Origin of the sequence: Pseudokineococcus sp. 5B2Z-1 (assembly GCF_037482305.1) — a bacterium.
GTDB lineage: Bacteria > Actinomycetota > Actinomycetes > Actinomycetales > Quadrisphaeraceae > Pseudokineococcus.
Genome location: NZ_JBBHZG010000002.1, coordinates 731,859 through 758,724, shown reverse-complemented (window position 1 = coordinate 758,724; position 26,866 = coordinate 731,859). Strand labels below are relative to the sequence as shown.

Annotated in this window: 20 protein-coding genes, 1 tRNA gene and 1 pseudogene; 13 read left to right on the top strand and 9 right to left on the bottom strand. The window is 76.0% G+C overall.

Annotated elements, in window-relative coordinates; all coding sequences use genetic code 11:
- Positions 1 to 34: 34 nt before the first annotated feature.
- On the top strand, positions 35 to 2,476 hold the full coding sequence (locus WDV85_RS07560) for an HNH endonuclease signature motif containing protein (RefSeq protein ID WP_339570049.1): 2,442 nt from the start codon (positions 35 to 37) through the stop codon (positions 2,474 to 2,476).
- Positions 2,477 to 2,742: 266 nt separating this feature from the next.
- On the opposite strand, the gene WDV85_RS07555 is transcribed toward WDV85_RS07560, so the two are convergent.
- The 3 genes from WDV85_RS07555 to WDV85_RS07545 form a co-directional block, all read right to left on the bottom strand.
- Complete coding sequence (locus tag WDV85_RS07555; protein ID WP_339570048.1) at positions 2,743 to 3,675, bottom strand: aldo/keto reductase; 933 nt, start codon at positions 3,673 to 3,675, stop codon at positions 2,743 to 2,745.
- A gap of 3 nt (positions 3,676 to 3,678) precedes the next feature.
- The gene (locus WDV85_RS07550; RefSeq protein ID WP_339570047.1) at positions 3,679 to 4,539 is read right to left on the bottom strand and encodes an aldo/keto reductase; all 861 of its coding nucleotides are present in this window, start codon (positions 4,537 to 4,539) and stop codon (positions 3,679 to 3,681) included.
- Positions 4,540 to 4,606: 67 nt separating this feature from the next.
- Positions 4,607 to 5,233, bottom strand: coding sequence for a TetR/AcrR family transcriptional regulator (locus WDV85_RS07545; protein ID WP_339570046.1), 627 nt, complete (start codon positions 5,231 to 5,233; stop codon positions 4,607 to 4,609).
- Between the two features lie 96 nt (positions 5,234 to 5,329).
- Here WDV85_RS07545 and WDV85_RS07540 point away from each other — a divergent pair, with 96 nt between their 5' ends.
- The 3 genes from WDV85_RS07540 to WDV85_RS07530 all read left to right on the top strand — a co-directional run bounded on the left by WDV85_RS07540 (position 5,330) and on the right by WDV85_RS07530 (position 8,913).
- Positions 5,330 to 6,937 carry a flavin-containing monooxygenase gene (locus tag WDV85_RS07540; protein ID WP_339570045.1) on the top strand — a complete coding sequence of 536 codons (1,608 nt, stop codon included), beginning with the start codon at positions 5,330 to 5,332 and terminating at the stop codon, positions 6,935 to 6,937.
- Positions 6,938 to 7,017: 80 nt separating this feature from the next.
- Positions 7,018 to 7,884 (top strand): 3-hydroxyacyl-CoA dehydrogenase, encoded by an 867-nt coding sequence (locus WDV85_RS07535; RefSeq protein ID WP_339570044.1) that lies wholly within the window; start codon positions 7,018 to 7,020, stop codon positions 7,882 to 7,884.
- Between the two features lie 69 nt (positions 7,885 to 7,953).
- Positions 7,954 to 8,913 carry an alpha/beta hydrolase gene (locus tag WDV85_RS07530; protein ID WP_339570043.1) on the top strand — a complete coding sequence of 320 codons (960 nt, stop codon included), beginning with the start codon at positions 7,954 to 7,956 and terminating at the stop codon, positions 8,911 to 8,913.
- 289 nt (positions 8,914 to 9,202) lie between these two features.
- Here the strand turns inward: WDV85_RS07530 and WDV85_RS07525 are convergent.
- Positions 9,203 to 9,275: transfer RNA gene (locus tag WDV85_RS07525), tRNA-Thr, on the bottom strand.
- 47 nt (positions 9,276 to 9,322) lie between these two features.
- Between WDV85_RS07525 and WDV85_RS07520 the strand changes: the two genes are divergently transcribed.
- Positions 9,323 to 9,775 carry an HIT family protein gene (locus WDV85_RS07520; RefSeq protein ID WP_339570042.1) on the top strand — a complete coding sequence of 151 codons (453 nt, stop codon included), beginning with the start codon at positions 9,323 to 9,325 and terminating at the stop codon, positions 9,773 to 9,775.
- Between the two features lie 90 nt (positions 9,776 to 9,865).
- On the opposite strand, the gene WDV85_RS07515 is transcribed toward WDV85_RS07520, so the two are convergent.
- Complete coding sequence (locus WDV85_RS07515; RefSeq protein ID WP_339570041.1) at positions 9,866 to 10,432, bottom strand: hypothetical protein; 567 nt, start codon at positions 10,430 to 10,432, stop codon at positions 9,866 to 9,868.
- Positions 10,433 to 10,758: 326 nt separating this feature from the next.
- Between WDV85_RS07515 and WDV85_RS07510 the strand changes: the two genes are divergently transcribed.
- Together WDV85_RS07510 and cynS are read left to right on the top strand one after the other, a co-directional pair.
- Entirely contained in the window at positions 10,759 to 11,673 is a 915-nt protein-coding gene (locus WDV85_RS07510; RefSeq protein ID WP_339570040.1) for a formate/nitrite transporter family protein, read from the top strand.
- 43 nt (positions 11,674 to 11,716) lie between these two features.
- Positions 11,717 to 12,193: a cyanase gene (gene cynS / locus WDV85_RS07505; RefSeq protein ID WP_339570039.1), complete on the top strand. Its 477-nt coding sequence runs from the start codon at positions 11,717 to 11,719 to the stop codon at positions 12,191 to 12,193.
- A 57-nt stretch (positions 12,194 to 12,250) separates the two neighbouring features.
- Here cynS and WDV85_RS07500 read toward each other — a convergent pair whose 3' ends face one another.
- Complete coding sequence (locus tag WDV85_RS07500) at positions 12,251 to 13,765, bottom strand: GntP family permease (protein WP_339570038.1); 1,515 nt, start codon at positions 13,763 to 13,765, stop codon at positions 12,251 to 12,253.
- A 276-nt stretch (positions 13,766 to 14,041) separates the two neighbouring features.
- Between WDV85_RS07500 and WDV85_RS07495 the strand changes: the two genes are divergently transcribed.
- Positions 14,042 to 14,812 (top strand): SDR family NAD(P)-dependent oxidoreductase, encoded by a 771-nt coding sequence (locus WDV85_RS07495; protein WP_339570037.1) that lies wholly within the window; start codon positions 14,042 to 14,044, stop codon positions 14,810 to 14,812.
- A 59-nt stretch (positions 14,813 to 14,871) separates the two neighbouring features.
- Here the strand turns inward: WDV85_RS07495 and WDV85_RS17095 are convergent, their stop codons facing one another.
- Both WDV85_RS17095 and WDV85_RS17090 read right to left on the bottom strand, forming a co-directional pair.
- Positions 14,872 to 15,909, bottom strand: a complete 1,038-nt coding sequence (locus tag WDV85_RS17095) for a glycoside hydrolase family 76 protein (RefSeq protein ID WP_445263261.1) — start codon at positions 15,907 to 15,909, stop codon at positions 14,872 to 14,874.
- 972 nt (positions 15,910 to 16,881) lie between these two features.
- Positions 16,882 to 19,230, bottom strand: a pseudogene (locus tag WDV85_RS17090) (GH92 family glycosyl hydrolase); the annotation flags it as partial.
- A gap of 271 nt (positions 19,231 to 19,501) precedes the next feature.
- Here WDV85_RS17090 and WDV85_RS07485 point away from each other — a divergent pair.
- The 5 genes from WDV85_RS07485 (at position 19,502) to WDV85_RS07465 (ending at position 25,967) form a co-directional block, all read left to right on the top strand.
- Positions 19,502 to 20,437 carry a polysaccharide deacetylase family protein gene (locus WDV85_RS07485; protein ID WP_339570035.1) on the top strand — a complete coding sequence of 312 codons (936 nt, stop codon included), beginning with the start codon at positions 19,502 to 19,504 and terminating at the stop codon, positions 20,435 to 20,437.
- Positions 20,434 to 21,771, top strand: a complete 1,338-nt coding sequence (locus WDV85_RS07480; protein ID WP_339570034.1) for an MFS transporter — start codon at positions 20,434 to 20,436, stop codon at positions 21,769 to 21,771. Before WDV85_RS07485 ends, WDV85_RS07480 begins: the two co-directional genes overlap by 4 nt.
- Positions 21,768 to 22,538, top strand: a complete 771-nt coding sequence (locus tag WDV85_RS07475) for an SDR family NAD(P)-dependent oxidoreductase (protein WP_339570033.1) — start codon at positions 21,768 to 21,770, stop codon at positions 22,536 to 22,538. Before WDV85_RS07480 ends, WDV85_RS07475 begins: the two co-directional genes overlap by 4 nt.
- Positions 22,539 to 22,653: 115 nt before the next feature.
- The gene (locus tag WDV85_RS07470; protein ID WP_339570032.1) at positions 22,654 to 24,897 is read left to right on the top strand and encodes a 2-dehydropantoate 2-reductase; all 2,244 of its coding nucleotides are present in this window, start codon (positions 22,654 to 22,656) and stop codon (positions 24,895 to 24,897) included.
- Positions 24,894 to 25,967, top strand: a complete 1,074-nt coding sequence (locus WDV85_RS07465) for an Lrp/AsnC family transcriptional regulator (RefSeq protein WP_339570031.1) — start codon at positions 24,894 to 24,896, stop codon at positions 25,965 to 25,967. The genes WDV85_RS07470 and WDV85_RS07465 overlap by 4 nt, the downstream gene beginning before the upstream one ends.
- A 47-nt stretch (positions 25,968 to 26,014) precedes the next feature.
- Here WDV85_RS07465 and WDV85_RS07460 read toward each other — a convergent pair.
- Positions 26,015 to 26,866, bottom strand: an 852-nt coding sequence (locus WDV85_RS07460) for an NADP-dependent oxidoreductase (RefSeq protein WP_339570030.1), incomplete at its 5' end; no start/stop codon positions are given.

The window sequence follows — 26,866 nt, the reverse complement described above, 5'->3', positions numbered from 1 at the left end:
CCCGTCGTCGGACCCCGCCCCTACTCTCGCACACATGTTCGAGGTCAGGGCGCTGGGCGACGGCGAGGACGCCGTGCCGCCGCCCGCGTCCGTCGACGCCGGTCCCGCCTCGGACGTCGACGCCTCCCCCCGTCCCGACACCCGCCCGGGCAGTAGGGGGGCCGGGGCCGCCCCTCCGGTCGGCAGGTCCGCCGGCGCGCCTGACGACGTGACCGGTGCTGCCGCGGGCCGGGACGGTGGTGCCGCCGAGCTGGTGGGTGAGGTCGGTCGGGTGCGGTCGGCGGTGCGGGCGGGCGCGCTGGGTCGGGTGCAGGCGGTCGTGGCGTTGGAGGCGGCGCGGTCGGTGGCGTGGGCGGGGCTGCTGCGGCAGGTCGCGGCGCTGGTGGACGAGGTGGGCGCGTCGGGTGGGCCGGCGGCACCGGTGGCCGACGCCGGTGACGGTGCTGGCGACGCCGGTGCCGGCGACCGCGGGGCGGGGGCGGTCGGTGTCGCGGTGCGGGGTGCGGGCTCCGACCCGGCACGGTCGCTGGGGCCGGGATCGGGGTCGGGGCGGGATGCGGGTGTGGCGTTCGAGGCCGCCGCGGCGGAGCTGGCGGTCGCGCTGGTGGTGCCGCTGCGGCGGGCGCAGGACCTGGTCGCCGAGGCCCTCGCGGTGACGACCCGCCTGCCGGTGACGTTGGCGGCGTTGGAGGCGGGGCGGATCGACCCGCAGCGCTCCCGCCTGGTCGCCGAGGAGACCCTCGCCCTGTCCCCGGTGCACGCGGCGACGGTCGACGCGGCCCTGGCCGGCGACCTGGGCCCGCTCGCCGTCCCGGCGCTGCGGGCGCGGGTGCGTCACCTGGTCGCGACGACCGACCCCGAGGCGGTGCGCCGGCGGGTGCGGCGCGCGACCTGCGCCCGCGGGGTGCGCCTGTTCCCGGTGGACGACGGGATGGCCCAGCTCGTGGCGACGGGCCCGGTGCTGGACCTGGCGTGCGTGTTCGAGCGCCTGACCACCACCGCCCGGGCCCGCGCCGGGGAGCACGGCAGGGTCGACCCGCACGCCGCGACCACCGCCGGCCTGGACCCCCTCGCCCTCAGCGACGGCGGGACGGGGCTGCCGGACCGGCGAGGCATCGACGCGCGCCGCTTCGACGCCCTCGTCGACCTCGCCACCACCACCGACCTCACCACCACCGACCCGTCCACCACCACCGACCTGGTCACCGGCGCTGGTGCCCGTGCGGGTGCTCGCGGCGGGGCTACGGCCACTGGGGACACAGCCAGGACCGGGCGCTCGGTCCCGGTGAGCAGCACGGTCACGACCCGGGCGCGCAGCCCCCACGGCCCGCACGTCACCGTGGCCCTGACCAGCCTGCTGGGCCTGGACGACGACCCCGCCCAGCACCCCACCCTCGGACCCCTCCCGGCCATGGCCGTCGCCGAGCTCCTCGCCGCCGGGCACCGCTTCCGCCGCGCCCTGACCGCCCCGGTCACCGGCCACCTCGTCGGCCTCGACGGCCACCTCCAGGCCCTCGACCCCACGCCCACCACCACGAGCCCCACCACCGCGACGCCGGCGAGGACTACGGCGCCGCCGCCCGACCCACCGCGCAAGGGCCCCCGGACCACACCCGCCCGACGCCACCGCGCGGCGGCGATCACCGTGCGCGTCGACACCCCCGACGGACCGGACGACCCCGCGCCACCGCCGACATCACCGGCACCCGACGTGACTCCCGCAGCCGCAGCCGCAGCCGCAGCGCCGTCGCCGCCGTCACTGTCTCCGCCGGGGCCGGTGAGGGGCTCCTCGGCGACCTCGCGGCACACCTCGCTGCGCCGCGCCGCCCGACGCTCCGCCTGCTCCTACGCCGCCGCCACCGGCGGACCCGGCCCCTACGCCCCCACCGACGCCTGCGCCCGCTGGGTCCGCACCCGCTCACCCCGCTGCCAGGCCCCCGGCTGCCGTACGCCCGCCACCCGCTGCGACCTCGACCACCGCACCCCCCGCGCCACCGGCGGCCCGACGTGTTCGTGCAACCTCGACGTCCTGTGTCGGCGCCACCACCTCGCCAAGCACCACTTCGGATGGAAGGCCGTGCCCATGACCGACGACGCCCGCGACCCCGCCCTGACCTGGACCACCCCGCTCGGTCAGGTCGTGGACGTGCCCGCCGAGCCTCTCCTGCCCCGCCCCGCACCCCGCACCACCGACGACGACACCGGGGAGCAGACGCTGGCCGACGACGCGGCCGCCGCCGCCCTCGAGGACCACCTCCTCGGCGGACCCCGCTACCCCCAGCGCGACAGCGCCGCCCACGACCTCGAGCGCCTGCACGCCGAGCTGGCACGGCAGCACGCCGTGGCTCGGTCGCAGCGGCACGACACCGCGCCGGACGACGACGGAGGCACGGCTGGTGGCCGCCCCGGTGACGACCCGGCGGGCGCCACGAGCGGAGCAGGCGGATGGGGCGACGACGGCACCCCTGACTACTGACGGCCGGGGGTTCGGCGAGGCCTCCGGGTATCCGCGTCAGCGGACCTCGATGCGCGCGAGGCCCTGGGTCGAGATGACGCTGGGGGTGGACGGCCAGGGGGGCACGCTGGAGAGAGGGCCGTGGTCCGCAGCAGTCGGCCTCGAGCCGGCCCGGCGGGCGAGCAGCCCGAACGGCGGGGCGGGGTGCGGGCTCCGGCGGGGGCCGAGGCGTGCTCCCGGGCCCCGCCGAGGGCGGGACGCGGGAGCACGGCCACAGGACGAGCTGGTCAGGGCACCGTGTACCCGGCCGCGCGGAAGAGCTCGTACCACTCGGCGCGCGTCAGCGGCAGGTCTGAGCCCTGCGCCACGGCGCGCACGCGCTCGGGGCTCGTCGTCCCCAGCACCACCTGCATCTGCGCGGGGTGCCGCGTGATCCAGGCCGTGGCCACGGCCAGCTTCGGCACGTCGTACTGGGCCGCGAGGCGGTCGAGCACCGCGTTGAGCTCGGGGTAGCGGTCGTCGTCGAGGAAGACGCCCGAGAAGAAGCCCGCCTGGAACGGCGACCACGCCTGCACGGTGATGTCCTTCAGCCGGCAGTAGTCGAGCGTGCCCGTGTCACGGGCGACCGACTGGTCGAGCGCCTGCATGTTCGAGGCGACGCCCTGGGCCACGAGCGGCGCGTGCGTGATGGACAGCTGCAGCTGGTTCGCCACCAGCGGCTGGCGCACCGACCGCTGGAGCAGCTCGACCTGCCCGGGCGTGTGGTTCGAGACGCCGAAGTGCAGCACCTTCCCGGAGCTCTGCAGCTCGTCGAAGGCGCGCGCCACCTCGTCGGGCTCGACGAGCGCGTCGGGGCGGTGCAGGAGCAGCACGTCGATGCGGTCGGTGCCGAGGGCCCGCAGGGAGCCCTCGACGGACTCGGTGATCCGCTCGTACGAGAAGTCGAAGTACGGCCCCTCGGGGACGATGCCGCACTTCGTCTGCACCGTGACGGCGTCGCGCTCGGACGGCGACAGCTGCACCGCCTCGGTGAAGCGCTCCTCGCACCGGTGCATCGACCCGCCGTAGACGTCGGCGTGGTCGAGGAAGGTGACGCCGGCGTCGCGGGCCGCGGCCCACCACTCCCGGATCTCCTCGTCGGTCTTGTCGGCCACGCGCATGACGCCGAGGACGACATTCGGGACCTGCAGGCCGGTCGTGCCCAGGGGGACGGTCCTCACGGCTCAGGCCTCCGACAGCCGGGCGACCTCGTCCGCGGACAGCTGCAGCTCGGCAGCCCGCGCAGAGTCGGTGGTGGACTGCGGGCGCGAGGAGCCCGGGATGGGGATGACGACGTCGGCGAGCGCCAGCTCCCACGCCAGGGTGACCTGGTGCGGGCTCACGCCGTGCGCGTCGGCGACGTCCTGGAACACCGAGTGCTCGCTGCCGAGGTCGGAGGCCTTCGCGATGCCGCCGAGCGGGCTCCACGGGAGGAAGGCGACGCCGAGGGAGGCGCAGTGCTGCAGCTCGCCGAGGCTGGAACGGAAGGCCGGCGAGAACTGGTTCTGCACGGACGCGAGGCGCCCGCCGAGGACGGCGTTCGCCTCGTCGATCTGGGCGACGTCGGCGTTGGAGATGCCGGCCATCTGGATGACGCCCTCGTCGAGGAGCTCGACGAGCGCGCCGATCGAGTCCGCGTAGGGGACGTCCGGGTCCGGGCGGTGGAACTGGTAGAGGCCGACGGCCTCCACGCCGAGGCGCCGGGCGGACTCCTTGGCGGCCGCCTTGAGGTGCTCGGGGCGCCCGTCCTGCGTCCACGAGCCGTCGCCGGGGCGCAGGTGGCCGCCCTTGGTGGCGACGAGGACGCCCGAGGTGTCGCCGCCGTAGCTGCGCAGGGCCTCGGCCACGAGCTCTTCGTTGTGGCCGACCTCCCCCGCGTCGCGGTGGTAGGCGTCGGCGGTGTCGACGAGGGTCACGCCCGCGTCGAGCGCGGCGTGGATCGTGGCGACGCTGCGGTCGCGGTCGGGTCGCCCCTCGATGGACATCGGCATGGCGCCGAGCCCGATCGCGGAGACGGAGCGGGGTCCGAGGGTCCTGGTCTGCATGGCTCCGACCCTGGCCCCCGCGCGGCCGGACCGCCACCGCGCGGTGGCGCCTGCGGCGGGACGCCGGTCAGGGGTCGGGCGTGCCGTACACGGCGGTGCACCACAGGTCGGTCAGGGCGTCGAGCACCGAGCCCGGCGGCAGCGACGGCTCCTCCCCCCCGAGGGACGCGGCGATCGCGCGCTCGTTCATCGTGTTGAGCAGCACGCTCGTGGCGCGCGGGTCGACGACCGCGCCGGCCCGTCCGCGCCGCTGCTCCGCCGTGATGGTCGCCGTCGTCAGGTCGACCCACCCGGCCAGGCGGCGCGACCACTCCTCGCGCAGCTCCGGCACGGTGGCGCGCGCCTCGGCCAGCGACAGGGAGACGGCCCGGTGCGCGCCGAAGACGTCGACGAAGACAGCCAGGCACGAGCGCCACCAGTCGCGGGACGGCGCGTCGGGCAGCGGGAGGGCCGCGAGCCGCGCGTCGACCTCGGCGACCATGCGGTCGAGCAGCTCGAGCAGCACGGCCTGCTTGGACCCGAAGTAGAAGTAGAAGGCGCTCCGCGACAGGCCGGCGGCCGCGGCCACCTCGTCGATCGAGATCTCCGCCAGGGGCCGCGTCCGCAGCAGGTCCTCGACGGCGTCGACGATGGCGCGCTGGCGGTCCTCGCCCGAGGGGCGGGGGGCCCGGCGGGCCCGCTGGGGCGTGCTCACCCCCCCGAGCGTAGGCGGCGGCCTCGTGGGTTCGACCCCGATCGACGCCGTGTCGATGCTCTCGACAGCCTGTTGAGGTCGTCGTAGCCTCCCCGCATGGGGTCGACGACGACCGGCACCGCCGGCAGCACCGCGCGCACCACCGACCACGAGCCGGAGCACCTCGACGTCGTCGTCGTGGGCGCCGGCCTCTCGGGCGTCGGCGCGGCGGCGACGCTGCTGCGGCGCCACCCCGACCTCGACCTCGCCGTGCTGGAGTCGCGCGACGTCATCGGCGGCACGTGGGACCTGTTCCGCTACCCCGGCGTCCGCTCCGACTCGGACATGTACACGCTCGGGTACGCCGCGCGCCCCTGGGCCGGCGAGAAGGCGCTGGCCGACGGCGACGACATCCGCACCTACGTGCAGGAGACCGCGGCGGAGACCGGTGTGGCGCAGCGCGTCCGGTACCGGCAGCGGGTCGTCTCCGCGTCCTGGCGCAGCGAGGACTCCCGGTGGGTCCTCACCGTCCTGCACCGCACCCCCGGCGAGGGCGGCGCGGGCGCCGAGTGGCGCGAGGGCGAGGACGGGGCGACGTCGACGATCACCTGCTCCTTCCTCCTCGCCTGCACCGGCTACTACCGCTACGACGAGGGCCACCGACCCGAGATCCCCGGGCTCGAGGACTTCGCGGGCGACGTCGTGCACCCCCAGCACTGGCCCGCCGACCTCGACGTCGAGGGCCGGCGGGTCGTCGTCGTCGGCAGCGGCGCCACCGCCGTGACGCTCGTGCCCGCGCTGGCGCGCCGCGGCGCGCAGGTGACGATGCTGCAGCGCTCGCCCACCTACGTGGCGGCGGTGCCCTCGCGCGACCGGCTGGCGGTGCGGCTGCGCGGCCGCGTGCCCGAGCCCGTCGCCCAGAAGGCGGTGCGCGCCAAGCACATCGCCGGCTCGATGCTGCTCTACCAGTACGCGCGGCGGCGCCCCGCCGCCATGCGCGCCCTGCTCGAGCGCTCGGCGGCCGAGAAGCTGCCCGAGGGCTACGACGTCGCCACGCACTTCCGGCCCCGCTACGAGCCCTGGGACCAGCGGCTGTGCGCGGCGCCGGGCGGTGACCTCTTCCGCGCCATCTCCTCGGGGGCCGCGGAGGTCGTCACCGACGCGATCGAGCGGGTCGACGCCGAGGGCGTCCGCCTGGCCTCCGGCGGCCGCGTCGACGCCGACGTCCTCGTGACGGCGACCGGACTGTCCGTGCTCGTCCTCGGGGGCATGCGGCTCGACGTCGACGGCCGCCCCGTCGAGCCCGGGGGCCGTCTCGCGTGGAAGGGCATGATGCTCGAGGGGCTCCCGAACCTCGCGTACACGATCGGCTACGTGAACTCGTCGTGGACGCTGCGCGCCGACCTCGTGGCGGGCGCCGTCGCCGACCTCCTCGGGACGATGCGGCGCCGCGGCGCGGGCGCCGTCGTGGCGCAGGCCCCGGCCGGCACGGAGGGCTCGCGCCCCGTCATCGACCTCGCGGCCGGCTACGTGCGCCGCGGACTCGCGCAGCTGCCGCGCCAGAGCGAGCGGGCGCCGTGGCGCGTGCACCAGAACTACCTGCTGGACCTGGTCTCCCTGCGGCTCGACCGCCGCGGCCGCGACCTGCGGTTCCTCCCCGCGGGCGCCCGGCCCGACGGCTCCCCCGCCGCCGGCGCACCACCCGAGGTCGTCCCGGCCGCCTGATCCGGCCCTCCTGACCGGTGGCCCCACCACCACCGGCCCCACCGCCCACCCGGCCCCCACCGCACGACGACAGGAGCCCCATGCCCGCCTCCACGCCCGCGACGCCCTACGCCCGCGTCACCGTCCTCGGGCTCGGCGTCCTCGGCGCGCAGATCGCGCTCCAGACGGCCGCGCACGGCGTCGACGTCACCGCCTACGACGTGGACGACGACGCGCTGAGCGCCGGCCGCGAACGCCTCGAGCGCTTCGCGGGCGCCGCGGCGCACGACCTGCCGGACCTCGCCGACGCCTACGGGGCCGCCCCGGGGCGCATCCGCCTCACGAGCGACCTCGCCGACGCGGTGGGCGCCGCCGACCTCGTCGTGGAGGCCGTGCCCGAGCGCCTCGAGCTCAAGCGCGACGTCTGGGCGCGCGTCGGGGCGGCCGCGCCGCCGTCCGCCGTCCTCGCGACGAACTCCTCGAGCCTGCTGCCCAGCGCCATGGCGGACGCGACCGGTCGGCCCGAGCGCTTCCTCGCGCTGCACTTCGCCAACCGCATCTGGGCCCAGAACACCGCCGAGGTGATGGGCCACGCGGGCACCGACCCGGCCGTCGCCGACCAGGTGGAGGTCTTCGCCGCCGCCATCGGCATGGAGCCGATCCGCCTGCACCGCGAGCAGCCCGCCTACGTCCTCAACTCGCTCCTCATCCCGCTCCTCGGCGCGGCGGCCGAGCTGCTCCTCAAGGGCGTGGCCGACGTCGAGACGATCGACCGCACCTGGCGGACGGCCACCGGGGCGCCGGCCGGGCCCTTCCAGGTCTACGACGTCGTCGGCCTGCGGACGGCGCACGCCATCGCCAGCGCCGACCCGGCCTCGCAGGCCTGGGCCGACTACCTGCAGGAGCACTACCTCGACCGGGGGCGCTTCGGCGTCGAGTCCGGCGAGGGCTTCTACACCTACCGCTGACCCCGCCGCCGACCGCTCCGCCGCACTGCACGCCACCGACACCCGACGCGCGACCCCTCGGAGGACGCCATGCCCCTCGACCCCGGCACCGCCGCGATGCTCGCCGAGCTCGAGCGCCTCGGACGCCCCGGTCCCGCCGACTCCGACGTCCCCGGGGCGCGGGCGGGGCTGCGCGCCTTCGCGGGCGTCGGTCGCACCGACCCGGCGGCGCTGCCGCCGGTGGCGTCCGTGGTCGACGGCGAGGCGGGCGGCGTCCGCACCCGGACCTACCGCCCGGTGGGGCTCGAGCCGGGCACGCCCGCGCCGACCGTCGTGTTCCTCCACGGCGGGGGCTTCGTCGTCGGCGACCTCGACACGCACGACGTCCCGTGCCGTCTCCTGGCGGCCGACCTCGGCGCCGTCGTCGTGAGCGTCGACTACGGCCTCGCGCCCGAGCACCCTTTCCCAGAGGGCCTCGAGGACTGCTGGCGGGCGCTGCGCGCCGTCGCCGACGACGTGGGCGACCTCGGCGGCGACGCGGCGCGCATCGTCGTCGCCGGCGACAGCGCCGGCGGCAACCTGGCCGCGGTCGGCGCGCTCCGGGCCCGCGACGAGGGCGTGCCGCTGGCCGCCCAGCTGCTGCTGTACCCGGTGGTGGACCCGGCCGGCGACCACCCCTCGCGCGAGGAGAACGCGGAGGGCTACTTCCTCACCGCCCGCGACATGACGTGGTTCACCGGCCACTACCTGGGCGTCGACCCGACGACGGAGGAGGGCGCCCGCGCCGCCGCCGAGGTCGCCCGCGACGTCCGCGTCTCGCCGCTGGGCGCCGACCTCGCCGGCGTCGCCCCGGCCGTCGTCGTCACCGCGGAGTACGACCCGCTGCGCGACGAGGGGGTCGCCTATGCGCGGGCCCTCGAGGCCGCCGGCGTCCGCGTCTCCCACCGGACGGTGCCGGGGCTCGTCCACGGCTTCTACGGGACCCCGCTGCCGGCGGCGCTGCGGGCGACCCACGAGGCGCACGCCGCGCTCGCCGAGCTGCTGCGCTGAGGGGAGGGGTCTGGCGGCCCTCACCCCCGGACGTCGTAGCCCTTCTCCGTCTCGAGGCGCCCCGGGAGAGGACTTCGTCGCCTTCTGCCGCGCCAGGGCGCCGCGTCGGAGGACTTCGTAGCCCTTGTGCGGAGCCAGCAGCGGGGGCGGACCCGCAACCGCCCGATGACACGTCGGGGGCGCACGGCAGACCCCACCTCGGGGAGCCAGCAGCGGGACTCGAACCCGCAACCGCCCGATGACACGTCGGGGGCGCACGGCAGAGCTCACCTCGGAGCCCACCTCGGGGAGCCAGCAGCGGGACTCGAACCCGCAACCGCCCGATTACAAGTCGGGTGCGCTACCAGTTGCGCCATGCTGGCGGTCGGCGCCGCGGCGGCGCCGAGGGCGAGGGTAGCGAGGAGGCGTCGTGCCCCAGGCCTTCAGCCCGCGAGGGTCGGAGGCGGCGTGCGCCTTCTGCGCCGTCGTCGCCGGGGACGCGCCGGCCGAGGTGGTGCACCGCGACGACCGGCTCGTCGCCTTCCTCGACGCCCAGCCGCTGTTCCCCGGCCACGTGCTCCTCGTGCCCGCGCAGCACGTGCAGACCTACGACGAGCTGCCGGCCGACCTGGCGGGGCACTGGCTCGCGACGGGGCAGGCGCTGCAGCGGGCGGTCGAGGCGGCCACTGGTGCCGAGGGAGCGCTGCTGCTCGTCAACAACGTCGTGAGCCAGAGCGTCCCGCACCTGCACCAGCACGTCGTGCCGCGCTCGCGCGGCGACGGCCTGCGCTTCTTCCTCGGCCCCCGCCACCGGTACGCGCCCGGCGAGGCGGCGCAGGTGGCCGCCCGCCTCCGCGACCACCTCGCGGCGGCCCGGACCTGACGGGGGCGCGCAGCCGACGGGACCCGCGGGGCTGACGGGGCGCCCGTGGCGGACGGCGCGCCCGGTGCCGACGGGGTGCGCGGACGGCCCTCAGGGCTGCGTGCGCCGTCGCACGCGCTCGGGCAGGTCGACGGCGAGGTCGGGCCAGTCCGCGACGGGTCGGGGCCGCGACCCGGGGTGCCGCCGGTCGGGCCGGCCGTGCGGGTGGTCGGCCCAGCGCGAGACGCCGTCGTCGGCGACGACGACCTCGCAGCGGTCACCCACCTCGGCGACGTCGACGTGGACCACCGGCTCGCACACGGCCCAGACGCCGCCGCCGGCCGCGACCGCGGCCCCGTCCGCGAGGCGGGCCTCCTCCCCGCCGCGCAGCCGGACGGCGCCCGTCGCCTCGTCGACCCACCCGAGGCGCTCCCCCGCCGCCCGCAGCGTCGCGTCGGGCCACAGCACGTAGCGACCGAGGTCCCAGCCCGTCCCGACGACGACGAGCGCGTCGTCGCGCAGCAGCCGGCGCCGCCGGGCGAGGTGCGTGACGTCGTGCGGCACGCCCGCCGCCGTGAGCGCGGCGACGGCGTCGCGGCACAGGGCGTCGACGCGGGCGCGCGAGGCGTCCGTGCGGGCGGTCGCCGCGGGCGGCGTCGCTCCCGCACGGCGTCGCACCCGCCGTGGTCGGCGCCCGCTGCCCCGCACCGCGCCACCGTCGCCCCCCACGCCACCGTCGACCCCCACGTCACGGTCAGCCCTCACGTCACCGTCAGCCCCCATGTCCCCAGGATGCGCCACCGCCCCCTGAGGTCGCAGGGCCCCGGGCACGGGCGTCGAGCACCGGTCCCGCCCAGCAGGCCGCTTCCTCTCAGCGCCCGCCCGCGGCCGTGAGGTCCTCGAGCGCTCGGCGTAACGGTCCGGAAACCACGGGCGCGGGCCGTGCCCCGATGGTCGGGGGACGCGCTCGCCGGACCCCCGCACGCGGACCCCCAGGAGGCCCCATGTCCTACGTCAGCCCGCCCGACTTCGTCACCAAGATGGTGGACGCCGGGCACGCCAAGGTCCTCATGAGCACGCGGGACACCCTCATCCGCGCGTACATGGCGGGAGCGATCCTCGCCCTCGCGGCCGCCTTCGCCGTCACGGTCACGGTCCAGACGGGGCAGGCCATCATCGGGGCCCTGCTGTTTCCCGTGGGCTTCTCGCTGCTCTACCTCATGGGCTTCGACCTGCTCACGGGCGTCTTCACGCTCGTCCCGCTGGCGCTCCTCGACAAGCGCCCCGGCGTCACCGTCCGCTCGATGCTGCGGAACTGGGGGCTCGTCTTCCTCGGCAACCTCGGGGGCGCCGTCACGGTGGCGCTCATGATGGGCGTCATCGTGACGACGGGCTTCGCCGTCGAGCCGAACGAGGTCGGCCAGCGCCTCGGGGAGATCGGCGAGGCGCGCACCGTCGGCTACGCCGAGTTCGGCGCCGCCGGGATGCTGACGCTCTTCATCCGCGCCGTGCTGTGCAACTGGATGGTCTCCACCGGCGTCGTCGCGGCCATGATGTCGACGAGCGTCTCGGGCAAGGTCATCGCCATGTGGATGCCCATCCTGCTGTTCTTCTACATGGGCTTCGAGCACTCGATCGTCAACATGTTCCTCTTCCCCTCCGGCCTGCTGCTCGGCGGCGACTTCTCGCTCGGCGACTACCTCGTCTGGAACGAGATCCCCACGGTCCTCGGCAACCTCGTCGGCGGCCTCACCTTCGTCGGGCTCACGCTCTACGCCACGCACGGCCGAACCCGCACGAGCCGCCGCGCCCAGCAGGTGGCCGACGCCCAGCTGGCCGGGGCGGACCAGGCCGCGAGGGCGACCGTCGCCGCGCCCACGAGCGAGGCCCCCGTCCCCGCCGCCGCCGGCAGCCGCTGAGCACCGCCCCACCCCCTCCCGCGCCCGACCGACAGGAGCCCGCATGACCACGACGACGCCCGCCCCGACCACGACCCCGCTCATGAGCCGGCGCGACGCCGCGGCGCTCGTGCGCACCGCCCGCGTGCGGCAGGGCCTCACCTGGGCCGCGATCGCCCAGGCCCTCGACGCGCCCCTGGTGTGGACCACGGCGGCGCTGCTCGGGCAGCACCCCATGAGCGCCGAGCAGGCCGAGACCGCCTGCGCCCTGCTCGGCCTCGAGGACGCCGTGGCCGAGGCGCTGCAGCAGCAGCCGGCGCGCGGCATCGACCCCGAGCTGCTGCAGGACCCGACGATCTACCGCTTCTCCGAGGCGCTGGCCGTCTACGGCCCGGCGCTGAAGGAGCTCGTCCACGAGGAGTTCGGCGACGGCATCATGAGCGCCATCAACTTCAAGGTCGACATCGCCCGGCGGGCGCACCCGGACGGCGACCGCGTCGTCATCACCTTCGACGGCAAGTTCCTCGACTACCGCTGGTGAGCGCTCCCTCCGGCCCTCCGCACGGGAGGAGGGCCGGAGGCTGCCGCCCCCGGGCCGTCAGAGGACGGCGCCCGCGACGAGCACCAGGGGGATCGAGCCGGCCCACACCGCCGTCGTGATGCCGGACCACCCCTGCAGCGCCGCCGTGCCCTCGAGGCCGGTGAAGCGCGTGACGACCCAGAAGTAGGAGTCGTTGAAGTAGCTGAGCACCATCGAGCCCGCGCAGCAGGCGAGCGCGGCGGCCAGGGGCGCGAGTCCGAGGTCATCCACGAGCGGGGCCGACACGGACGCCGCCGTGATCATGGCGACGGTGCCGGACCCCTGCGCCAGCCGGACGAGCGTCGCGATGAGGAAGGGCACGAGCACCCCGGGCAGGGCGAGCGAGGCGACGGCGTCCGCGAGCTCCTGGCCGACGCCCGAGTCGCGCAGCACCTGGCCGAGCGCCCCGCCGGCGCCGGTGATGAGGATGATGAGCCCGGCCGAGGCGGCGGCCTGGGCGAGCCAGCCGCTCACCTGGTCGCGCGTCGTCCACCGCGGCAGCAGCCCGTAGACGGCGATGACCACGCCGATGATGAGCGCCACCACCGGGTTGCCGAGGAAGGCCAGGACCGCGACCGGGCCGGACGGGTCGTACCCCTCGTCGCCCGAGAGCACGCCCTGCGCGTTGCGGTCGACGGCGGTGGCCACGGTGTTGGCGACGATGAGGGCCAGCGGCACGAGCAGCGGCAGGAAGGCGCGCAGCGTGCCCACGCGGTGCGGCCCGGCGCCGGCGGGCGGCTCGCCGAGCGCGGCGGCCGGGTCCTCCTCCGCCGCCGCGTCGTCCCGCTCGCCCATGCGTCGGCCGCTCGCCGCGCCCCTCGGCTCGTCCTCCTCGAGCACCGCCGTGCCCGCGCCGGCACCGGCACCGGCACCGGCAGCCCGTCCGTAGACGGCCTCGCGCACCTCCGAGGTGACGCGGCCCTCGAGGCGCGGGCCGACCCATCGCGCGTACGCGACGACGACGGGCAGCAGGACGAGCGTGAAGACGAGGCCGACGAGGATGAAGCCGCCGAGGTCGGCCCCGACGATCCCCGCGACGGCGAGGGGGCCCGGCGTCGGCGGCACGAGGTGGTGGGTGAGCGTCATGCCGCACCCGAGCGCGAGGGCCAGGGTCACGTAGCCGCCCCGCCGCCGGCGGGCGATGGAGCGCGCCAGCGGGTTCATGATCACGTAGCCGGAGTCGCAGAAGACGGGGATGGAGACGAGCGCCCCGGTGCCGCCCATGGCCCAGGGCTCGCGCCCGCGGCCGAGGGCCCGGACGAAGGCCTTCGCGAGCGCGTCCGCAGCGCCCGAGACCTCGAGGATCTTGCCGACCGCGACGCCGAGGCCGATGACGATCCCGATGGACCCGAGCGTGCTGCCGAAGCCGGCGACGATCGAGTCGAGGGTGTCCGTGGGCGCCGAGCCGGCCACGGTGCCGGTGAGGAGGGCGGCCACGAGCAGCGCCACGAAGGCGTCGAGCCGCGTCCGCAGGACGAGCACGACGATCGTCGCGATGCCGAGCACGAGGGCGAGGAGCAGCTGCAGGTCCACGAGCGGCCTCCTGGTGGACGTCGTCGTCCCGGCGGGTGCGCCGTCGCGCCCGCCCGTGCGCCGGGATGCCCGGTGCGTGCGCGATGCCTACCGTCTGCCGCACCCCGGGGCCACCCGAGAGACGGCCCGGGGCACCCAGGACGACGCCGGCGTCGCCCGGGGGGCGCAGCCACGCCTCCCCGCGACGCCGCACGCCGACGACGCAGCCCCCCGACGACGCAGCCCCCCGACGACGCAGCACCCCGACGACGCAGCACCGAGCAGCAGGAGGCCCCCGTGAGCACCCCGCCCTTCCCCGACCAGCGCACCGCCGTCGTCACGGGCGCGGGCTCGCCCCGCGGCATCGGGCGCGCCCTGGCCGCCCGCCTCGCGCGCGAGGGCTGGGCGGTCGCCGTGATGGACCTCGACGAGGGCGCCGTCGCCGACGTCGCGGCCGGCATCACCGAGGCGGGGGGTCGCGCCCTCGGGGTGGGCGTCGACGTCTCCGACCCCGCCTCGGTGGACGCCGCGGCCGCCCGCGTGGAGGCCGAGCTGCCCCCCGTCGTCGGCCTGGCCAACATCGCCGGGATCAGCTCCCCGACGGCCTTCTTCGACACGACGCCGCAGGAGTGGGACCGCGTCATGGCGGTCAACGCCCGCGGCGTCTTCCTCGCCACCCAGCGCTTCGGCCGCGGGATGGCCGACCGCGGCCTGGGGCGCGTCGTGTCGATCTCCTCGGTGTCCGCGCAGCGCGGCGGCGGCACCTTCTCGAAGTCCGCCTACAGCGCCTCGAAGGGCGCCGTCGTCAGCCTCATGCGGGCGGTCGCGCGCGAGCTGAGCCCCCTCGGCGTCACGGCCAACTGCGTGAGCCCCGGGCCCGTCGACACCGACATCATGGGCGGCCCCCTCGACGACGAGCGGCGCGCCGACATGGCCGCCGCCGGCCTCGTCGGGCGCGTGGGCACGGTCGACGACGTCGCCGCGCTCATGGCCTTCCTCCTCGGCCCGGACGCGGGCAACATCACCGGCGCCACCTACGACGTCAACGGCGGCCTGCACATGTCCTGACGCACGACCGCCCGCCCCCGAGCGGCGGGGGCGGGCGGCAGGACCTGCGGGGGCCGGGCTCAGTACAGGAGCCGCACCCGCTCCTGCGGCCAGGCCAGGACGGCGAGCACCTGGGTGACCGCGGCCTGGTCCAGCAGCTCCGTGGCGCCGTCGTCGCCGGCGTACAGGCCGGTCGACGCGTCGAGGTCGCCGTCGTGCTGGCGCTGCGCCCACGCGGTGACCGCGTCGCGGTAGCGGGTGCCGCCCGTCGTCGCCTCGAGGAGCAGCAGGTTCTTCGCCCAGATGGCGACGAAGGCGCGGGGCTGGTCGTCCAGGCGCCCCTCGACGACGTAGTGCTGGTAGGAGGCCTCGGCGACCTCCTGCGCGTGGTCGAGGTACCGCTGCTCCCCCGTCGCCTCGAAGAGGAGCGCGTAGGTGCCCACGGGGACACCCTGGTTGTAGGCCCACCGGGTCTGCTCGACCGTCCCGTCGAGGGACAGGTGGTCCGCGTACAGCCCGTCGTCCCCCAGCAGGTGCTCGTCGGTCCACCCGGCCATCCGCAGCGCCCAGTCCAGGTACCGCGGCTCCCCGGTGATCATGTGGAGCCGCACCGCCAGCTGGGCCGCCGGCATCGTCGAGACGGTGTTCCGGTCGCGGTTCCCGGCTTGCTGCGTCCAGAAGACGCCGCCCGGCGCCGCGTGCGTCGGGTCGTCGTCCCAGCCCGAGACGGCGAGCTCGAAGACCTGCTGCGCCCGCTCCAGCGCCGCCTCGTCGCCGGTCATGAGGTGCTGCTGCACCATCGCGAGCCCGACCCACAGGTTGTCGTCGTAGAAGAGGTCCCCGCCGTCGCCGTACGGGGCGTGCGGGTAGGAGTCGTAGCCGGGCAGCCCCGTCGCGCTGCCGGAGGCGTCCCAGTAGAGCTCCTGCGCCTCCCCGTGCCGCACGAGGTCGTCGGCGTACGCCTCGCCGGCCTCCCCCGGCAGCCCGGTGAGGTCGAGCGCCGCGACGTGCGCCTGGGAGAACGGCCACTCGAACGAGTACGGCCGGTCCCCGGCGCGCGCCGGCACGCGCTCGGCGTACAGGCCGGACCGGTCGCCCGCGAGCAGGTGCTCCTGCATCGCCGCGTACGCCTCCTGCGCGTCCGCGGCCGGGTCCACGGGCTCCCCGGCGGCCGCGGGGGTGCGGGCGCTGATCGCCATGACCTTGATGCGACTCTCGTCGGGCAGCCGCAGCGACACGGCCTCGCGGGCGGGGTCGAGCGCCAGGACGTCGTGCCACACGTGCACCGTGAGGCCGTCCCCACCCCCGTCGCGGTAGTACCGCCCCTGCGCCACCAGGGCCGTCTCCTCACCCAGCCGCGGCCCGCTGGCGGCCCAGTCGGTGGCGGTGAGGCGCGCCGTCGACGTCGACCCGTCGGCGTAGGTGACGACGGCGTCGCCGGCGTGGTCGCCGTTGTGGGCCGACAGCAGGACGTCGAGGGCGGCGTACGAGCCCGGCTCGAGGGCGACCTCCTGGCCGCGGGCGGCGACGAAGTTCGGTGCGGTCCCGGTGGTCTCGGGCAGGACGTAGGTGCGACCGCCCACGAGCTGCTCGCCGGGGGCGGGCAGCTCCTCGGCGGGGAAGCTCCAGCCGCCGCCGTCGAAGTCGCCCTCGGCGCGGGCGTCCGACGTCGCGACGCCGTCGACGTCGTAGGCGCCGGAGAGGTCGACCGGGCACGACCCGCCCGGCTCGCCGCAGCGCGGCACGACCGTGACGACCGCCGTGCGCTCGACGACGTCGCCGGCGCGGTCGCGCGCCCGCAGGCGCACGTCGTAGGAGCCCGGCGCCGTCCCCGCCGGCACGACGACCTGCAGCGGCAGCTCCTGCGTCGTCGGCAGCCCCGCGGAGCGGACCCGCAGGACGTCGCGGTCGAGCTCGGCCAGCAGCGGCTCGTCCGCCGCCAGGTCGAGGCGCACCGTCGGGCGGCCCGGGTCGGTGACGACGAGCGTCGCCGTGAGGTCGACGACCTGGTCCTCGTCGCTGCCGAGGAGGTCGGTGCGCCCGGGCACGAGGCCGGCCGCGAGGTCGCTGCGGCGCACGCGACCGTCCACGAGCGGCTCGGGGGCGAGGTCGACGTCGGTGCCCCAGCGCGAGGGCTCGGGGCCCACCCGGAAGGCCACGTCGCGGCCGGCGCGGATGTCGTCGCCCGTGATCCACGTGCGCGGCGACGTCCGGCCGCCGACCCGCACGGACTGCACGTAGCGGTCGGTCTCCGACGTGCCGGGCGCGGTGATGGTGAAGGAGCCCTCCGGGTACCACTCCGGGTCGAGGGTGAGGTCCACCCGGTCGAAGATCGGCGTCGACAGCGACCACACCTCGGTGCCGGGCACCGAGGGGTAGACGCCCATGGCGGACAGGACCTGCCACGACGACATCGTCCCGAGGTCGTCGTTGCCGGTGATGCCCTGCGGGCCGTCGGTGAAGAGGGTCAGCGCGGCGTGGACGACGTCGGTCGTCTTCCACGGCTGGCCCGTCCAGCCGTAGACGTACGGCGCGTGGAGGTCGGGCTCGTTCTGGGGGTTGTAGGTGCTGAACCCGTAGTAGTCGTACGCGCTGCCGACCCACACCTCACGGGCGGTGCGCTCGGGGTCCTCCAGCAGCTGGTCGTAGGCGAAGAAGCCGTCCAGCCGGGCGTTGGCGGCGTCCTCGCCGCCGAGCAGGTCCACGAGCTGCTGGAGGTCCTGCTGGACCAGCCACGTGTACTGCGACGAGGTGCCCTCGTGGAAGCCGACGGCGTCCGCCGGGTCCTCCGGGCCGACGAAGAGGCCCTGGGCGTCCCGGGCGCGGAACGAGCCGGTGCGCGGGTCGAAGAGGTTCCGGAAGCTCTGCCCCCGCAGGGCGAGCCGGCGGGCGTCGTCCTCGTGGCCGAGCGCGGCGGCCATCGTCGAGAGCGTCGCGTCGGCCAGCGCGTACTCGAGCGTCGCCGAGGCGCCGTGCTGGAGGTCGTAGTCGCCGGGCTTCCCCGAGAGCTGCGGCTCGTGCGGCACGTAGCCGTGCTCGAGGTAGTGCTCGTTGCCCGCACGGCCGTTGTACTGGCTGCCGGCCGGCGGCACGCCGTCGGCGTTCTCGAGCAGGGCCTCGTAGGCCTCCTCCTCGTGGCCCGCCAGCAGGCCCTGGCGCCAGGCGGAGACGAGGAAGGGCGTCACCGGGTCCCCGGTCATGATGTTCGTCTCGACCGTGGCGTAGGCCCACCGCGGCAGCCAGCCGCCCTGGTCCTCCACCGCGAGGAGGGACAGCGCCATGTCGCGCGACTCCTGCGGGGCGAGCAGGGACAGCAGCTGCTGCTGGGTCCGGTAGGTGTCCCACAGCGAGAAGGTCTGGTAGTAGGTGAAGCCGTCGGCCTCGTGGACCTGCTGGTCCCAGCCCGTGTAGCGGCCGTCGACGTCGGTGGCGACGCTCGGCGTCAGCAGGGAGCGGTAGAGCGAGGAGTAGAAGGTCCGGCGCTGCTCGGGCGTCCCGCCCTCGGTGCGCACCTGGCCCAGGCGCTGCTCCCACGTCGCGTCGGCCGCGGCGCGGACCTCGTCGAAGCTCCGGCCGCCCTCGGCCGCCAGGTTGGCGCGCGCGCCGTCGGCGTCGACCCACGACAGCGCCGTCGTCTGCTCGACGGTGCGGTCCTCGCGGGCGTCGAAGCGCACGTAGGCGCCCTGGCGGTCGGTGCCCGACGTCGCGGTGCTGCCCGCGGTGACCTCGTCGCCCGACCAGGTGCCCACCTCGGCGAAGGGGCGGTCGAAGGTGGTGGTGAAGTGCATCGTGTACGGCCGGGTGCCCTGGCAGAAGCCGCTGCCGACAACGGTCGTCTCGATGGTGCGGTCCCCCACGACCCGCACGTGGCTGGACTCGACCCGGTGCAGCGCCTGGCCGGCGTTGACGAGGACCGTCGCCTCGTCCGTCTCCGGGAAGGTGTAGCGCGAGACGCCGGTGCGCGTCGTCGCCGTCAGCTCCGCCGTGATCGTCCCCGCGGGCGCCTCGAGCGGCACGGTGTAGTAGCCGGGCGAGGCGCTCTCGCCGTCGTGGGAGAAGGGCAGCGCGTACTGCGCGTAGTCCGTCGAGGTCACCTCGCCGGTCGTGGGCAGCACGGGGAGGTCGCCGCCCAGGCCGCAGCCGACGCCGGAGATGTGCGTCGCGCTGAAGCCGCGGATGCGGTCGCGCGTGTAGTCGTACCCCGTCGTGTGCCCGTCGTCGGGCGACAGCTGCACCATCCCGAAGGGCAGGGACGCCCCGGGGAAGGTGTTGCCCTCGTCCTGGGTCCCGATGAAGGGGTTGACGAGGTCGGTGAGCGACCCGTCGTCCGGTGGCGGTGGCGGTGGCGCCGGGGCGGCCGAGGCGCCCGGCGCGACGAGGAGGCCGGCCACGAGCGCGGCGGCGGCGGTGAGCAGGGCGGGGCGGCGGGCGTTCAGCACGGCGGGGCTCCCTGGGCGTCGGTGACCAGCAGGGCCGGCTCCGAGGACGAAGCGGGCTAAAAGAGCGAACCGCTGTGTGACATCGATGTCAAGATCTCCTTCCCCGGCACTGGCCACCGCCCGTCGGCGCGAGACGCGGAGCCCCACCCACCCGTGGTGGCACAAGCGTGCGCAACCACCCCCCTTGGCGGGATGTCCAATCGCCTCTACGGTCTTCGACAGGACATCGCTGCACGTGGGGCGACAGGTGAGAGCCGGCAGAGGAGGGGTCGTGGGCGACGAGGAGCCGTGGCAGTGGGACGAGGCGACGTGGCGCGGCCACGTCGAACGGGTGCGCGCCGGGAGGCGGCTCTCCCCCCCGTGGCCGGGCGGGGCGCGGGTCGCCGTCGCCCTGTCCTTCGACTCCGACCACGAGACGATCCCCCTGCGCGACGGCGAGACCCGCCCCGGGCGCCTGTCGCAGGGGCAGTACGGGGCGCGCGTCGGCGCCCCCCGCGTCCTGGACCTGCTCGAGCGGCACCGCGCACCGGCGTCCTTCTTCGTCCCCGCGGTGTCAGCGCTGCTGCACCCCGAAGAGGTCCGTGACGTGGCTGCAGCGGGGCACGAGGTGGCCGCCCACGGCTGGATCCACGAGCGCAACGCGCTCCTTGGACGCGAGGACGAACGCGCGCTCCTGCTGCGCAGCCTGGACGCTCTCGAGCACCTCGCCGGTGCGCGACCCACGGGCATGCGCACGCCCTCCTGGGACTTCTCCGACGCCACGCTCGACCTGGCCCTCGAGGCCGGCCTCGCGTACGACTCCTCGCTGATGGCGGACGACGAGTGCTACGAGATCGAGCAGGACGGGTGCCCGACGGGGATGGTGGAGGTCCCCGTGGAGTGGATCCGTGACGACGCGCCCTACTTCACGATGGAGCGCTTCGCCGCCGTGCGGCCGCACACCCCGCCACGGGCGGTGCTGGCCATGTGGGTCGACGAGTACGAGGCCGCCCGCGCGAGCGGCGGACTCTTCCAGCTGACCATGCACCCCCACGTCATCGGCCACCGGTCGCGCCTCGTCCTCCTGGAGGAGCTGCTGACCCGGATCACGACGGACGACGACGTGTGGATCGCCACTCACGCCGAGGTGGCCGCTCACGCGGCGACCGCCCTCGACGAGCCCACCGGCCGAGCCGGCCGCCCCGAGACCCCGGAGATGCGCGCATGAGCGCCACGAGCCGCCCCGCCCCGCGCACCGGTACCTCCGAGCGCGAGCCCCTCTCCCGCCGCCAGCGCAAGGCCCTGGTGGCCGGCGCCATCGGCAACGCTGTCGAGTGGGTCGACTGGGCCGTGTACGGAACCTTCTCGGCGGTCTTCGCCGGGCAGTTCTTCCCCTCCGAAGACCCTGCGGCCGCTCTGCTCGCCACGCTGGCCGTCTTCGCCGTCGGCTTCGTCATGCGCCCGGTGGGGGGCGCGGTGCTCGGCGCCTACGCCGACCGGCACGGTCGCAAGGCGGGGCTCACCCTCACCATCAGCCTCATGGCGGGGTCGGCCGCCGTCATCGCCGTCGTCCCGTCCTACGCGGTGATCGGCCTCGCGGCCCCCATCGTCCTGCTGCTCGCCCGACTCGTGCAGGGATTCTCAGCCGGCGGCGAGTTCGGGACGTCCTCGGCCTTCCTCGTCGAGTCCGCCGCACGGGGTGGGCGGGCCTTCGCCGGTTCCTGGCAGCAGGTCTCCGTCGGAGCGGGCGTGCTCGTCGCCTCTCTCATGGGCGTCCTGCTGACGAACACCCTCTCCGAGGAGTCGCTGGCGAGCTGGGGCTGGCGCATCGCCTTCGGTGTGGGCGCCCTCCTCGGTCTCGTCGGGCTGTGGCTGCGCATCTCCGTGGAGGAGACCGACGCCTTCACCGCCTCCCGCGCCGCAGAGGAGGCCGCCGCGGACGGGTCGCCGCGGCGCGGGGCTCTCCTCGGGATGCTCCGCGACCACCCGCGGGCGGCGCTGCGCGTCGTCGGCATCACGGTGGCCGGCACCCTCACCTACTACATCTGGGTCAGCTACATGCCGGGCTTCGCCCACAGCGCCTCCGGCATCCCGCTCTCCGACGCCTTCCTGGCCAACACCATCGCGGTGGCCGTCTTCCTCGTGCTGCTGCCCTTCGGCGGTCGCCTCTCGGACCGCGTCGGGCGCAAGCCGACGATGCTCGCCTTCGCGGTCGGGTTCCTCGTCGTCGCCTGGCCGGCCTTCCGGTTGCTGCAGAGCTCCGACGGCTTCTGGACGCTGCTCGCCGTCGAGCTCGTGGGCGTCGTCCTCCTCGTGGGCTACTCCGCCAACTGCGCCGCCGTGATGGCCGAGCAGTTCCCGGCCCGTGTGCGCACGACGGGCATCGGCCTGCCCTACGCGCTCGCCGTCGCCGTCTTCGGTGGGACAGCGCCCTACATCACGACCTGGCTCACGACGAGCGGACGCGGGGACCTCATCTGGGTGTACGTCGCCGCCGCGGCGCTGGTGGGTGTCGTCGTGTACGCGACGATGCCCGAGACCAAGGACGAGGAGATGGCGTGAGGCACGCGCTCGTCACCGGTGCCGCGTCCGGCCTGGGCCGCGCCGTCGCCGAGCGGCTCTCGCGCGACGGGTGGGCGGTCACCGGGGCGGACGTCCGAGGCCCGGCGCTGGAGGAGGCGCTCGCGGGGCTGCCCTCCTCCCGGGCGGAGGTCGCGGACCTGTCGACCGTCGAGGGACCGACGGACCTCCTCGAGGCCGTGTGGCGCCGGGCGCCGCTCGACGCGCTCGTCAACGCCGCGGGCGTCTACCCCTCCCGGCCCTTCCTCGAGATGGACGCCGCCGCCTGGGACGCCGTCATGGCCGTGGACCTGCGGGCGCCCATGCTGCTGACGCGGGCCTTCGCGGCGGCAGCGGTCGAGGCCGGGCGCGAGGGTGTCGTCGTCAACATCTCATCCGGGGCAGCGCTGCGCTCGCGTCCGGGCGCAGCGCACTACGCGGCGGCCAAGGCGGCCCTCGAGGTGCTCACGCGCTCCGCGGCGCTCGAGCTCGGACCGCACGGCCTGCGCGTCGTCGCGGTGGCCCCCGGCTTCGTCGCGGTCGAGAGCGAGGTCAACCCCGTGGCGCCGGAGTACGCCGAGGCGGTGTCCGCGGTGCCGCTGCCTCGTCCCGGCGCACCGGAGGACGTGGCCGGCGCCGTGGCGTTCCTCCTCTCGCAGGACGCGTCGTGGATCACCGGCACGGTCCTCAGGGTGGACGGAGGCTCCTCGACCGGCGCGACGTCGCTGCCCCTCCTGTGGCCCCCCGAGGGCACGGGGGCTCGCCCGTGAACGGGTGGGCGTCCGCAGCGGGACGCCGCCCGACGTGTCGGAGCACGACGACGGACCGGGGCACAGGAAGACCAGCGAGGAGGACGATGTGGGAGCGGACGCAGGAGGCAGCACGGTGAGGGGCCGGGCGACGGGCGAGGACGACCGAGCCGGTGGGGGCGAGGGCTACACCGTCGTGGGCGCAGGGGCCATCGGCGGCACCCTCGCCTGGCACCTCGCCCGGGCGGGGCACCGCGTCCTCCTCGTCGACGCGGACGCCGACCACGTGGCGGCCGTCGCCCGCGACGGTCTGGTCCTCGAGCGGGAGGGCCGGCGGGAGGCGGTGCGCGTCCCCGTGACGACCCCGGACGGGGTGCCCGAGGGCGCCGGCCTCGGCGCCGTGCTCCTCGCCGTCAAGGCGCAGGCGACGGACGGGGCCGCGAGGTGGCTGGCTCCGCGCCTCGCCGACGACGGCTTCGTCGTCAGCCTGCAGAACGGGCTCAACGAGGAGGTGATCGCCGCACGGGTGGGCGTCGAGCGCACGGTCGGAGCCTTCGTCGACCTCTTCGCCGACGTCGTCGAGCCCGGCGTCGTCCGCGACGGCGGCGTCGGCGCCCTCGTGGTCGGAGAGGTCGACGGCAGCCGCAGCGCGCGCGTCCACCGCGTCGTCGAGGACCTGAGGGCCTGGGGCGACGCCCGTGAGACCGAGGACGTGTCCGGCTTCCTGTGGGCCAAGCTCGCCTTCGGGGCCGTCCTCACCGCGACGGCGCTGGCGGACGCCCCGATGGCGGGCCTCGTCGACCGCCACCGGCCGACGGCGCACGGCCTCGTGCGCGAGGTGCTCGCCGTCGCCCGCGCCGTCGGCGTCGCACCGGCTCCCTTCGACGCCTTCGACCCCGCCGCCTACGAGGACGGTGACGAGGACGCGGCGGACGCGGCCACGGACGCCCTCGTCGCCTGGCTGGCCACGCAGAGCAAGGACCGCAGCGGCATCTGGCGAGACATCGCCGTGCGACGGCGCCCGTCGGAGGTGACGACGCACTACCCGCCGGTGCTGGCCGCCGCCCGGGCGCACCACCTGCCCGTCCCGCTCCTCGAGGCGCTGCTCGCCCAGCTGGCCGAGGTGGAGGTCGATCCGACGACCATGGCGGAGGTGCGCCTGGAGCGCCTCGACGCGGCTGCCGCCGAGACCTCGACCGGCGAGACCGCGGTGCCGGACGGCACCGGCGCGCAGCTCCGCGCCTGGCTCGAGGAGCACCTCGAAGAGGCGCTCGAGGACCTGCGCGCCTACGTGGAGGTCGAGACGCCCAGCCGCGACCGCGTAGCGCTCGACGCGGGCCTGGAGCTGGTCGAGCGGTGGCTCGACCAGCGGCTGGGTCCGCCACCCGCCCCGGCACGCCGGGTGGACGGGGGCGAGCACGGCGAAGTCGTGGTGCGCGACATCGCAGGCTCCGGCGACGGACCGCCGGTCGTGCTGCTCGCGCACTACGACACCGTCTGGCCGAAGGGGACGATCGCGGGGATGCCCTTCTCCGTCCACGACGGCGTCGTCCGCGGTCCTGGCGTCTTCGACATGAAGTCGGGCCTCGTGCAGCTGGTCTGGGCCGTTCTCGCCCTGCGCCACCTGGGCCTGCCGCACCCGCGGCTGCGCCTGCTGCTCAACGGCGACGAGGAGGTCGGGTCGCCGGCGAGCCGCCCGGTCATCGAGGAGGAGGCCCGAAGCGCGCGCGAGGTCCTCGTGCTCGAGGCCAGCGCCGGTGGCGCCCTCAAGACGGCCCGCAAGGGGGTCGGTCTCTTCGAGGTCCACCTCACCGGGATCGAGGGGCACGCCGGCCTCGACCCGACCGCCGGGGCCAGCGCCATCAGCGCTCTCGCCCGCGTCATCACCCAGGTGGACGCCGTCACCGACCTGGACGCCGGCACGTCGCTCAACGTCGGGGTCGTCGCCGGAGGCACGGGTTCCAACGTCACCGCCGGCCGCGCCTGGGGGCGGTTGGACGTCCGCGTGACCGGGGCCGACGAGCAGGAGCGCGTTGAGCGCGCCCTGGAGGCGCTCGACCCGGGCGACCCGCGGGTGTCCCTCGAGGTACGGGGCGGCTGGAACCGCCCGGTGATGGAGCGCACGCCGGGCGGCGCCGCGCTGTTCGAGCGGGCGAGGGGGCTCGCGGCGCGTGAGCTCGGCCTCGACCTGCGCGAGACCTCGGTCGGCGGTGCCAGCGACGGCAACTTCGCCAGCGCAGCCGGGGCGGTCGTCCTCGACGGGCTCGGCGCGGTCGGCGACGGCGCTCACGCGCGCCACGAGCACGCGACGACGGACGGCCTCGTCGAGCGCACCGCCCTGCTCGCCCTGCTGCTCGCCTCGGGGGCGGAGACCGCGTGAGCGCACCACCGCCCGGGGCGCAGCGGCACGCCGGTGGGGCGCTGACGCCGGCCGGCGCGGACGAGGAGCCGCTCGAGGAGGCTGACCTCGACCTCGTGGCCGCCCTGCAGGTCTCGCCCCGGGCCAGCCTGGCCGTCCTCGGTGACGTCCTGCACGCCTCGCCGACCACGGTGGGGCGGCGCATCGCACGACTCCAGGCGCGCGGGCTGCTCCGGGTGGTGGGACAGGTCGACTGGTCGTTGATCTCGAGCAGCCACCCCCACCACGTCTGGGTCACGACAGCACCCGGGGCCGCCCGCGACGTCGGCGAGCGGCTCGCCCGCCTGCCCGAGGCGCAGTTCGCGGCCCTCACGACGGGAAGGTCCGACGTCCACCTCACCGTCCAGGCGCGGTCGCGCCGCGAGGCCGGACACCTGCTGACCGAGACTGTCCCCCGCACGGCCGGCGTCGTCGCCACGCACAGCGAGCTCGTGCTGCGTGCGCGCTCGAAGGCCGACGAGTGGCGCCTCCCGCGCCTCGGCGCCGACCAGGTGGCGGCGCTGCGGGCCGAGGTCGTCGACGCCGACGGCCCGCTGCGCGCCCTCGGGCCGCTGGAGCGCTCCGCCGTCCGGCTGCTCCACGTCGACGCGAGGCTGTCGACCGCCGAGGTGAGCAGGGCGCTCTCCGTCAGCCGCTCGACGGCGCACCGGACGGTCACCGGTCTGCTGCGACGAGGGGCCGTCCGGCCTCGCGTCGAGGTCGAGCCGAGCGCGCTCGGCTTCGCGCTCGAGGTCATCGTGGCCCTGCAGGTCCGACCGGGGAGCACCGCCGCGGTGACCGACGCGCTCGCCCGCCACCGCTCGGCCCGCTACGTGTCCGTGGTCGCCGGGTCGTCCTCCGTCATCCACCAGGGCGTCTTCCGCCACGAGGAGGACCTGGCGTCCTTCCTCGAGGAGGAGCTCTCTGAGCTCCCGGGCATCGGCGACGTCGTCGTCTCGGTGGTCGTCGACGTGCTCCAACGCTACTGGACTCCGCGGCGGGACGGGCGCATCACGGGGACCTCACGCGCCCTCGACTGGCTCGACTCCTGACGACGCCGCGCGCGGGCGCGGCGCGGCCATGCCGCGCCTCGACCCCGTCAGCGGGGCGTGACGAGGAGCTTGCCGCGCACGTGGCCGCCGGCGCTCTCCGCGTAGGCGGCGACGGCGTCCTCCAGCGGGTAGGTGCGGGCCACCGGCACGAGCACGACGCCCTGCGCCGCGAGGTCGACGGCCTCGCGGAGCCGGCGCGCGCGCTGGTCGTCGCCCGTGCTCACGACGACGCCGAGGTCGCCGGCGGAGAAGTCGGCGATGGTGACGACGCGTCCCGGGTCGCCCACCAGCTCGACGAGGTCGCGCGCCGACCCCTGGCCGGCGGCGTCGAGCGCGGCGTCGACGCCCTGGGGCGCGAGGGCGCGCACCCGCTCGACGAGGCCCTCGCCGTAGGTGGTGGGGACGGCCCCGAGCTGCCGCAGGAAGTCCTGGTTGGCCTCCGACGCCGTCGCGACGACGGTCGCCCCGCGGGACAGGGCGATCTGCGTGGTGGCGATGCCGACGGCGCCGGACCCGCCGTCGACGAGCAGGGTCTGCCCCTCGCGGACGTCGAGCAGCTCGAGCACGCGCAGCGCCGTCTCCCCCGGCACCGGCAGCGTGGCGGCCTGCTCCGTCGTCACGTCCTCGGGCAGCCGGGCGAAGTCCTCGAGGACGGCGTGCTCGGCCAGCGCGCCGGACGCGGCCCAGCCGACGACGCGGTCGCCCACCGCGACGTCGTCGACACCGTCGCCGACCTCGTCGACCACGCCCGCGACGTCCATGCCGGGCGTCCTCGCGCCGCCCGGCACGGGGTCGCCCGGGGAGGCGCCCGCCATGGCGCCGCGGACGGCCTTCCAGTCGACCGGGTTGACGCCCGCGGCGCCGACGACGACGCGGACGGCGCCCGGCCCGGCGTGGGG